The following is an 8,965-nucleotide window of genomic DNA, read 5'->3' on the forward strand; positions in this document are numbered from 1 at the left end:
CGATGTGATGTCGACCTATACCTTGGGCACCGCTGATCGCCGGGCGTCCGGATTTACGCCGACCGATCTGGCCGCCCTCAACGATCTCGGCGCCGCGGCGGTGTGGCAGCAGCGTTGGAGCCGCTGTCAGGTCGTTCACGAGCCCTACGCCGACTACATGGCCGCCTGGATTACCGGTGCAGACGCCGAGGCAGCACCGAATCTCACGATTGCGCGGTTCAAGCGCACGGGCACCTACGCCTTGACGGTCGGCCCCGTGGTCGTCGCAACGGCGTCCAGTCTCGGCCACATCCTGCCAGCGATCTGGCAGGTTCACACCGCCGGCCAACAAGAAGGCGCCGTCCTGGCGTAGTTGCCTGGAGGACTGGCCGACCGACCTCCTGGCTGGTCATTCCGACCCAGGCGCGGCCCCGATCCCGCCTGGAGCTTCGGATGAGACCTCTGGTCCATTCCAATCGGGCTTGCACCGAATGATCATCGCGCCGCTGCCGACCGGAAGCTTCCCGCGCCGCGCAGCCGCCACCCCGTACTCATTCGGAGATGTCCAATGCAACAAATGCAGCAAGACCTGTTGGCGAATGGAAACTATGCCCCATTCCTCGCTCACTCTCTGACGCCACCCACGCTCGGGGCAGCCGGCATGACGGGCGGCTTTGGCATGCCGCCAGGCATCGGCGCCCAATTCGGCGTCAACCCGATCGGCATCAATCCCGTCGGCATCAATCCGGCCTTCGGGCAGGTCGGCATGACGCCGCCCGGCCTCGGCATCCAGCCGGGCTTCAGTCAAGGGGGCCTCGGCCAACCGATCGGGGCGCAGCAACAGTTCGGAACGCCGCAGCAACAGCAGCAGTTCGCCGCCACAGTCCAGCACCTCGCCCATCAGGCCGCGACTCTGTCGATGCTCGGCCAGCAGGTCGGCGGCACCCTCCAGCAGCTGGCGCAGTATGTCACCTGGCAGGGCGCCATCGGCCACCAGGTCGCCACGCTGCTCAATCACTTGGCGCAGCAGTGTGCGTGGCAGGCGGCACAGAACCGCTACGCCGGCCTCGGCCAGCCGGCGATCTACGGCCAGCCATTCGGCCAGACGGTGGGGTTCAGCCGACCGTTCTGGTGACGGACTGATCCGGGGTCGGCGCGCGAACGCGATGGCGGGCGCCGACCCGCGTCACCTGTCGAGGCAAGCAGCCCATCGCGATGGCACGGGTGGAGGCAGAGATGGCCCAGGACAAGGACGAGCGGACGACCGGATCAGGCGGGCGCAGGGCCGCCGAGGCTGAGGACAGGAAGGTCGTCACCGACCGCGCCTCGCCGCGGGTCGCGGGCGAAAGTGGCAACGGCCAGGCTCTGCAGCCTGGACGGCACCAGTACGTGGTGGCGTTGCGCGCGCCCACCCTGCCCATTGCCAACCTGGCGCCGCGATCGCCCGACGCAGCCGCCGAGTTCCTGAAGCGCCAGGACGGTATCGAGATCGTCGCACGCCTGAAGACGCCCGGCAGCCACCCCGGCGTGGACGCCGGGCAGGACGCGGTGTTGGTGCGCATGACGGAGGACAAGGCGGAGAGCCTGCGTGCCGCGACGCAGGGGCAAATCGTCGTCGAGCAGGATCGACCGCTCAGCCTGGCTGACGGCGCGCGCCTGCCGATGCCAGGAGCGAGCACCGCGCTGCCCCTCACGTCGGTCGGCGGCGAGCTTTCGCTGCGAATCGTCGGCGAACGCGACCAGCCGCTGTCGCGTGCCGCTGTCGTGGCCTTCGGACCAGGAATTCCCGTTCAGGCCGTTACCGACGACAGCGGCATCGCGCGGTTCAGTCTGTTCGGCAGCACCGCCGACCTCGTGGAGGCCGTCTATGTCAGGCCGAAGGCGAACTGTTGGGAGCAACTCCTCGTGGCGCCCGATCTGAACGGGAGCGGTCCGGCGACCGTCAGGCTGCGGCCGCTCGCCGAATCGTTCCCCGCCCTCGCCGCTCCCGCCCCCGTCGCCGGCTCGACGCCCGGTCCGGAACACCGCGGGCGTGTCGTCCAGTGGGGTCAGCGACTGATGCGGATGGACCAGCGGGGCATCCTCACGGGCGCCGGTGTCAGGGTCGCCATCATCGGCTCGGGCTGCGACAACAGCCATCCGGCGTTGCGTCACGTCATCCACGGCAGGGACTTCACCCGTCGCCAGAACGAAAACGGGCGTAGCGACGCGGGCTGGAGCGATGACGTGCTGGGCTACGGCACGCACAGCACCGGGCTGGTCGGCGCAGTCCCGGGAACCGGTCCCGGCATCTCTGGCGGCGCTCCCGGCGCAGAACTACATGCTTTCAAGGTGTTTCCCGGGGGCCGGCTGAGCGACCTGCTGGCGGCCCTCGACGAATGCATGGCGCGCGAGATCGACGTTGTGAGCCTGGGCGTCGGCAGCCCGGATGGATCGGAGCTGCTCGACCGCAAGCTGAGCGAGCTCAGGCACAAGGGCATTGCCTGCATCGTCGCAGCCGGAACTTTCGGCGGGCCCTTGCAGTATCCGGCCGTCCTGCAAGGCGTTCTTGCGGTAGGCGCCGTCGGCAGGCTTGGCGAATTTCCGCCCGATACCTGTCATGCGCGCACCATCATGTCGGCGGTCATTGGAAATGACGGGATCTTTCCCGCCGAATTCAGCGGGGTTGGCCCTCATGTCGCGGTCAGCGCGCCAGGGGTGGCCGTACTCTCGACCGTGCCCGGCGGACACGCGGCACTTGACGGCACCGGGCTCGCCGCCGCGCAGGTGAGCGCAATGGCGGCGCTGATCCTCGCGCATCATCCGCTCTTCCAGGGACCGCTCAAGAGCCGCTCCGAGCAGCGTGTCGCCGCCCTGTTCCGGCTCATCCAGGCGTCTGCCGTGCCGCAATTCGCCGACCCGTTGCGCGGCGGCGCCGGCGTCCCGGATCTGCAGCGCGTGCCGGGCCTGCCCGGCGCCATGATGCCGATGCCATATTCCGACCTGCCCGGCGTCGCGCAGCTCGTCACCGGCCAGTTCGTTCCCGGCCAGTCTTTCCCCGGCCAGCCTTTGCCTGGATTGAGCAGTCCGCTAGGACCGGAGGCATCGCCCTACGCCTTCGGCTACGCGCCCGGATGGCACGCCATGATGCAGATGCGGGCGGCAGGGCTGATCTGAGAACCGCGCGTTCCGCAGCAATCCTAGGGGGGCGAGGCCGTCCGCCCCAGCGCCGCCCTGAGGCGGGCGGCGGCTTGGCCACGGCGATGAACCTTGAGCTTGTCGAAGATGTTATGCACGTGATTCTTCACCGTCGTGACCTCGATACCCAGCTGCCGGGCAATCTCCTTGTTGGAGAGGCCCCGGTCGATGAGAGCACCGACCTGCAGCTCGCGTTTGGAGAGGATGGGAACCGTGATGTCCGTCGACTGGCCGTCGTGACCGCTGCGAGAGAGTACCGCGACCTGATGGCAGAGCGTCGCGGCGGTGCGCGGCGAACATAGAAGCTCGTCTCGCATCGCGCTCTTCAAGACGGCGACGACATCGTCTGCCCCGGCGTCGTCACGGACGAAGCCCGCGATGCCGGCGGCGGCAAGAGTGACGATCTCGGTATCGTTTTCAGCGACGCCGAACGCCACGATCTTGGCCATCGGCACCAGATCAGCGAGTGCTCTCGCGCAGTCGAGACTGCCGGTGCGCGTCGCGTCGAACAGGACGATGTCCGGATGCAAGTCGGCGGCCCGTGAAGAAGCCTGCTCGAGGTTGGTGATGCCAATGACGCAGACACCCTCCTGCCCCCCGAGCAACGTCGCGAACGCCTCTTGCAACAGCCTGATGTCGCTGACCACGAGAACACGCAACACGCCGCTGGCGCGCGGGTCGACGATCCGCAGCTCCGACTGCGGCCATGGTGTGGCCGTTGCCCGAGCGACTGGCTCGGCGCTAGCCTGGTATCCTCCAGCATCGAACGCCGGACGAGCTCTCTTGGTTGCTGTCATCTCCGAGCTCCGTGTGAACTTTGGGCAAGCATGAGCTCGGTCGAATTGCGCCGCGCCCCTGCAAGCATGAACCGCTCTTCGATGGGCGCTGACTTACATCACCTGGATCGGGCGGCATAGTGACAAGTGGGAGACCGTCTTGTTGGCCGCAAGTGAGGGCAGCTTTGGTGGAAGTGGGCGTCATTCGCTGGGAGCGCGCCACTCCGATGGCGCTGATTACACATCCTATGAGCGCCATCGGAGTGGCGCGCTCCCAGCGAAGACGCACGATCGAAGGGAACAGTTGGTGCCCGTGGGCGATCACCCCCAGACTTCACGCGCGACCTCGACGCAGCGGGAGAGCTTGGCCCACTGCTCGTCCTCGGCCAGCAGGTTGCCTTCCTCGGTGCTGGCGAAGCCGCATTGCGGCGACAGGCACAACTGGTCGATCGGGGCGAACTTCGCCGCCTCCTCGATGCGGCGCTTGAGCTGGTCCTTGCTCTCGAGCGCGCCGGTCTTCGAAGTCATGACACCCAGCACCACCTGCTTGTCCTTGGGCAGGAAGCGCAACGGCTCGAAGCCGCCGGCGCGCTCGGTGTCGTACTCCATGAAATAGGCGTCGACGCCCATCCGGTTGAAAAGGATGTCTGCAACTCGCTCGTAGCCGCCCTGAGCCATCCAGGTCGAGCGGAAGTTGCCGCGGCAAAGATGCATCGAGAGGGTCATGCCGGGCGTGCGGCCGGCGCAGGCCGCGTTCACCAGATCGGCATAGACATGCAGGAGCCTGTCGGGATCGTCGCCGCGGCCCCGCAGGTACTCGCGCTGCTGCTCGTCGCACAGGTAGGCGACGAACACCTCGTCGAGCTGCAGGTAGGTGCAGCCGGCTTCGCCGAAAGCGCGCACCGCCTTGCCGTAGGCGCGGCCGAGATCGGCGAAGAAGGGTTCCATCTCGGGATAGACCGATCGCTCGATCGCCTGCCGGCCGCCGCGATAGTGCAGCGCCGTCGGTGAGGGGATTGTCATCTTGGGGACGGCCCTGGCCACCGACTTCAGGAAGCGGAAGTGATCGAGCATCGGATGGCTCGGCGAGAAGTCGATGCGGCCATGGACATGCAGGCCCTCGGCCTTGGTCTGCGTGCCCTTGAACTGCAGGCCCTGGGTCACGCTCACCAGCTCGACGCCATCGAGATGGCTGAGGAAATCGTAATGCCACCACGAGCGGCGGAACTCGCCGTCGGTCACCGCCTGCAGGCCGATCTCCTCCTGCCGGGCGACCAGCTTCCGGATCTCGGCGTCCTCGACCGCTTTCAGCTCGGCCGCGCCGATCTCGCCGGCAAGTCGCCTGGTGCGCGCCTCCTTGATGGGCGCGGTACGCAGGAGGCTGCCGACCTGGTCGGCGCGAAACGGGGGCTTGGTTCGTTGCATCAGGCCGCCACTCCCAGGGCGTTGCGGATCGAGCTGTGGAAATGGACCAGGCAGGGCTCGTTCCGCCCGTAGACGACCTCTTCGGTGGCGCCGGATTCAAATCCGATCTGCATGCGCTCGCCCAACGGGAAATCCTCCTCCATCACGGTGCGGATGGCGATGTCCCGATTCTTCTCCCAGTAGGCGTCCGGCCGCGTGCTGTCGGCCGGCTTGTAGATCGTCATCTCGACATCGCAGCGGCCGGCATCGTCGCGGCCGGGAAATGCCCGCCAGATCTCGATATGGTCGACCTGCCAGATCAGAATGGTGTTGGGAAACAGCTGGTAGACCGAGATGACGTGCGGGCGGTAGTCGCGCTCGTCCTCGGGCAGCGCCCGCACCTTGTCGATCGAGGTGCGCGCCACGCACATGCGTCCGTGCAGGCCGGCGCCGTCGAAGGTGCCGCAGTTGCCGATGAAGTACGGCGCGATGGTTTTCCGGTGCAGATGCGGGATGTGATAGCCTTCGAGGAAGGTGTCGATGGCGAACTTCCAGTTGATGCGCGGCGCGATGCGATCGACCGAGTAGATGGGGTAGGTGTCGAGCCGCAGCGCGGCCAGGTCGGCGGCGAAGCCGCCGAGCTCGCGATCGATGTCGATCTCCGCGCTCTCGCCAGGCGCGAGCGGCCGCGGCCGCACATACATCATGCCGTGCTTCTCCGCCGCCGGCAGGCGGGCGAGCCCGTGCCCGGCGAGATCGAGCCCGGCAAAGCCCACCCTGTCGGTCGTGCCCAGGAGCTTGCCGTCGAGATCGTAGGTCCAGCCGTGATAGGGGCAGACGAAGGCGCGGGCGTTGCCGCAGCCCTCGGCCACCGGCGCGGCGCGATGGCGACAGATGTTGGCGAAGGCTCTCATCTCGCCGTCCGGCCCGCGAGCCATCAGGACGGGCATGCCGGCAACTTCCTCGGCGAGATAGTCGCCCGGCCTGGCAAGGCGAGTGCCGAGCCCCATGAAGATCGGACGCTCGCGGAACAGCTTGTCGCGCTCCAGGCGCGCGCGCTCGCGGCACGAATAGGCTTCGACGCGGTTGCGGAACATGTCGGCCGCGAGGTCGGTGGTACGGCCATCGATGTGGCCAAGCAGCCGCCTCCCGACGGCCAGTTCTTGCGGTCTTTGCATGGGCGAATTCTAGCGGCGCTCTCCTCTCATGTCCCTCCCCCGATTACGGCGATTACGGGGGAGGAGAAGAGCGCGCCGCAGCCAGCGCGCGCGCAACAACCTCCTCGGGGCTCAGGCCCTGCTCACGCATTGCGCGGATCGTCATGTCGCGGTCGCGCTTGGCGAAACGCCGGCCGGTCGCATCGGTCAGCAGCTTGTGATGCGCATAGCGCGGCGTCGCGTAACCCAGGAGCTTCTGCAGCAGGCCATGCACGTGGGTCGAGGGCAGCACGTCCTCGCCGCGCGTTACCAGGGTGACGCCCTGCAGATGATCGTCGACGACCACCGACAGGTGGTAGCTGGTCGGCGTATCCTTGCGGGCGATGACGATGTCGCCCAGCAGCATGGGCTGACCCTCGATCCAGCCGCGCGGTTCGTCGAAGAAGCGATACGGCCCCGCCTGTGCGGCTGCGCGCTCGGCATCGAGTCGCAAACAGTGCTCGCGGCCGGCCCTCAGGCGCTCGCGACGCTCTGCCGTCGAGAGGTGCCGGCAGGTGCCGGGATAGAGCGGGCCGTCCGGCCCATGGACAGGCCCGTGCGGCGCGCCCGCCGAGGCCGCGATATCGGCGCGCGAGCAGAAGCAGGGATAGATCAGCCCCTGCGCATCGAGGGCATCGAGGACCTTGCCGTAATCGGCGAAATGCTCGGACTGCCGGCGGACCTCGCCGTCCCAGGTGAAGCCGAGCCACCTCAGGTCGGTCAGGATCGCCGTCTCGAATTGTCGCTTGCAGCGCCTGATGTCGATGTCCTCGATGCGCACCAGGAAGGTGCCGCCCGCCTCGCGCGCGCGATGCCAGCCGGTCCAGGCCGAATAGGCCGAGCCGAGATGCAGCTCGCCGGTCGGGCTGGGGGCAAAACGCGTGACCAGGGACATCTTCCAACGTTACAGGCGCTTCCGTCGCCGTGCTATGCCCGGTCCATGGCTCAGGTGATTCTCGACGCTTCCAATCTCGCGATAGCCATGGCGCATCTGGCGAGGATCGACGCCGACTTCGCGCGCGCGATCGCCGAGGTCGGACATCCCGCACTGCGCGAGGTGCCGCGCGGCTTCAACGGCCTGATGCGGGCCATCATCGGCCAGCAGGTCTCGGTGCATGCCGCACGCAGCATCTGGCTGCGCCTGGAAGAGGCGGTGCCCAGCATGGCGCCGGCCGAGTTCCTAATGCTGAGCGACCAGCAGCTGCGCGCGGTCGGCCTGTCGAATGCCAAGATGCGCTACGGCCGCAGCCTCGCCACCGACATCGTCGACGGCCGCATCGATTTCGTCGCCCTCGACGCACTCGATGACGAGGCGGCTATCGCCATGCTGACCCAGGCCAAAGGGATCGGACGCTGGACCGCCGAGATCTACCTGATGTTCGCCCACGGCCGGCCCGACATCATGCCGGGCCTCGACCTCGGCCTGGTGATCGCCGCCCAGCATCTCAAGAAGCTGCGCAAGCGGCCCGACGCCAAGCGCCTGGTCAAAATCGCAGAGCAGTGGCGCCCCTGGCGCAGTGCCGCGGCGCTGCTGCTCTGGCACTATCGCCGCAACATGCCGGACTGGAGCGCCCGCGAGCCGAAACCCAAGCCGCCTGCGAAAAAGCCTGGACCGCAGAAGAAAGCGAAGAAGATATGACCGACACCAGGCTCGACGGCCCCAGCCACGGTCCGAAGGACGGCGCCAAGCCGGGCCATCTCGTGATCCTGCTGCACGGCTACGGCGCCGACGGCAACGACCTGATCGGGCTGGCCCCGGTGCTGAGCCCCCTGATGCCCGACGTGGTGTTCCATGCGCCAAACGCGCCCTACCCGTGCGACGGCAATCCGTATGGCTATCAGTGGTTCCCGATCACGCGGCTCGACCCGGCGGCGACGCTGGCCGGCGTGCGCGCCGCCGCGCCACTCGTCGACGCCTTCATCGACGAGAAGCTCGCCGAGCACGGCCTCGACGAGAGCAGGACCTGCCTGATTGGCTTCTCGCAGGGCACCATGATGGCGCTGCATGTCGGCCTGCGGCGGCGCAACCGGCTGGCCGGCATCGTCGGCTTCTCGGGCATGCTGGCTGGACCGGAGATCCTCAAGGCCGAGTTGAAATCGCGGCCGCCGATCCTGCTGACGCACGGCGACAGCGACCAGATGCTGCCGCATGTCCTGACAGAGCGGGCCGCCGAGGCACTCGAGCAGAACGGTCTCAGAGTCGGCGTGCACATCTCGCCCGGCGTCGGCCACGGCATCGACGAGGCGGCTCTGTCGAACGCTGCCCGCTTCCTGCTCGAAGCCTTCAACCTGCCGATGCCGGGGTGAACACATGTGCTGTGATAATCGCGGGAACGCTCATGGCTGGGAGCGCGCCACTCCGATGGCGCTCTTCTTGTTGATTACACACTCCATGAGCGCCATCGGAGTAGATCGGAAGAGCGTCGTGTAGGG

General features: G+C 67.5%; 9 protein-coding genes. 5 read left to right on the forward strand and 4 right to left on the reverse strand.

The window, feature by feature from the left end; all coding sequences use genetic code 11:
• Positions 1 to 7 precede the first annotated feature (7 nt).
• The 3 genes from AB7O82_RS18960 (at position 8) to AB7O82_RS18970 (ending at position 3,135) form a co-directional block, all read left to right on the forward strand.
• Entirely contained in the window at positions 8 to 352 is a 345-nt protein-coding gene (locus AB7O82_RS18960; protein ID WP_428542149.1) for a hypothetical protein, read from the forward strand.
• Between the two features lie 288 nt (positions 353 to 640).
• Positions 641 to 1,114, forward strand: coding sequence for a hypothetical protein (locus tag AB7O82_RS18965; protein WP_428542146.1), 474 nt, complete (start codon positions 641 to 643; stop codon positions 1,112 to 1,114).
• Positions 1,115 to 1,215: 101 nt separating this feature from the next.
• Positions 1,216 to 3,135, forward strand: coding sequence for a S8 family serine peptidase (locus AB7O82_RS18970; RefSeq protein WP_428542143.1), 1,920 nt, complete (start codon positions 1,216 to 1,218; stop codon positions 3,133 to 3,135).
• A 23-nt stretch (positions 3,136 to 3,158) separates the two neighbouring features.
• On the opposite strand, the gene AB7O82_RS18975 is transcribed toward AB7O82_RS18970, so the two are convergent.
• The 4 genes from AB7O82_RS18975 to gluQRS form a co-directional block, all read right to left on the reverse strand.
• The gene (locus AB7O82_RS18975) at positions 3,159 to 3,803 is read right to left on the reverse strand and encodes a LuxR C-terminal-related transcriptional regulator (protein WP_428542140.1); all 645 of its coding nucleotides are present in this window, start codon (positions 3,801 to 3,803) and stop codon (positions 3,159 to 3,161) included.
• A 450-nt stretch (positions 3,804 to 4,253) separates the two neighbouring features.
• Positions 4,254 to 5,357, reverse strand: coding sequence for a 5-methyltetrahydropteroyltriglutamate--homocysteine S-methyltransferase (locus tag AB7O82_RS18980; protein ID WP_428542137.1), 1,104 nt, complete (start codon positions 5,355 to 5,357; stop codon positions 4,254 to 4,256).
• On the reverse strand, positions 5,357 to 6,514 hold the full coding sequence (locus AB7O82_RS18985) for an aromatic ring-hydroxylating oxygenase subunit alpha (protein WP_428542134.1): 1,158 nt from the start codon (positions 6,512 to 6,514) through the stop codon (positions 5,357 to 5,359). Before AB7O82_RS18985 ends, AB7O82_RS18980 begins: the two co-directional genes overlap by 1 nt.
• Before the next feature lie 52 nt (positions 6,515 to 6,566).
• The gene (gene gluQRS, locus AB7O82_RS18990; protein ID WP_428542131.1) at positions 6,567 to 7,427 is read right to left on the reverse strand and encodes a tRNA glutamyl-Q(34) synthetase GluQRS; all 861 of its coding nucleotides are present in this window, start codon (positions 7,425 to 7,427) and stop codon (positions 6,567 to 6,569) included.
• A 45-nt stretch (positions 7,428 to 7,472) separates the two neighbouring features.
• On the opposite strand from gluQRS, the gene AB7O82_RS18995 reads away from it, so the two are divergent.
• Together AB7O82_RS18995 and AB7O82_RS19000 are read left to right on the forward strand one after the other, a co-directional pair.
• The gene (locus tag AB7O82_RS18995) at positions 7,473 to 8,171 is read left to right on the forward strand and encodes a DNA-3-methyladenine glycosylase family protein (RefSeq protein ID WP_428542128.1); all 699 of its coding nucleotides are present in this window, start codon (positions 7,473 to 7,475) and stop codon (positions 8,169 to 8,171) included.
• Positions 8,168 to 8,839 (forward strand): alpha/beta hydrolase, encoded by a 672-nt coding sequence (locus tag AB7O82_RS19000; protein ID WP_428542125.1) that lies wholly within the window; start codon positions 8,168 to 8,170, stop codon positions 8,837 to 8,839. Before AB7O82_RS18995 ends, AB7O82_RS19000 begins: the two co-directional genes overlap by 4 nt.
• Positions 8,840 to 8,965 lie beyond the last annotated feature (126 nt).

Origin of the sequence: Reyranella sp., assembly GCF_050185545.1 — a bacterium.
In the GTDB taxonomy this organism is placed as follows: domain Bacteria; phylum Pseudomonadota; class Alphaproteobacteria; order Reyranellales; family Reyranellaceae; genus Reyranella.

Coding starts and splice junctions, on each gene's coding strand:
- AB7O82_RS18960 (WP_428542149.1), top strand. CDS start 8: ATGTCGACCTATACCTTGGGCACCGCTGATCGCCGGGCGTCCGGATTT.
- AB7O82_RS18965 (WP_428542146.1), top strand. CDS start 641: ATGACGGGCGGCTTTGGCATGCCGCCAGGCATCGGCGCCCAATTCGGC.
- AB7O82_RS18970 (WP_428542143.1), top strand. CDS start 1,216: ATGGCCCAGGACAAGGACGAGCGGACGACCGGATCAGGCGGGCGCAGG.
- AB7O82_RS18980 (WP_428542137.1), bottom strand. CDS start 5,357: ATGCAACGAACCAAGCCCCCGTTTCGCGCCGACCAGGTCGGCAGCCTC.
- AB7O82_RS18985 (WP_428542134.1), bottom strand. CDS start 6,514: ATGCAAAGACCGCAAGAACTGGCCGTCGGGAGGCGGCTGCTTGGCCAC.
- gluQRS (WP_428542131.1), bottom strand. CDS start 7,427: ATGTCCCTGGTCACGCGTTTTGCCCCCAGCCCGACCGGCGAGCTGCAT.
- AB7O82_RS18995 (WP_428542128.1), top strand. CDS start 7,473: ATGGCTCAGGTGATTCTCGACGCTTCCAATCTCGCGATAGCCATGGCG.
- AB7O82_RS19000 (WP_428542125.1), top strand. CDS start 8,168: ATGACCGACACCAGGCTCGACGGCCCCAGCCACGGTCCGAAGGACGGC.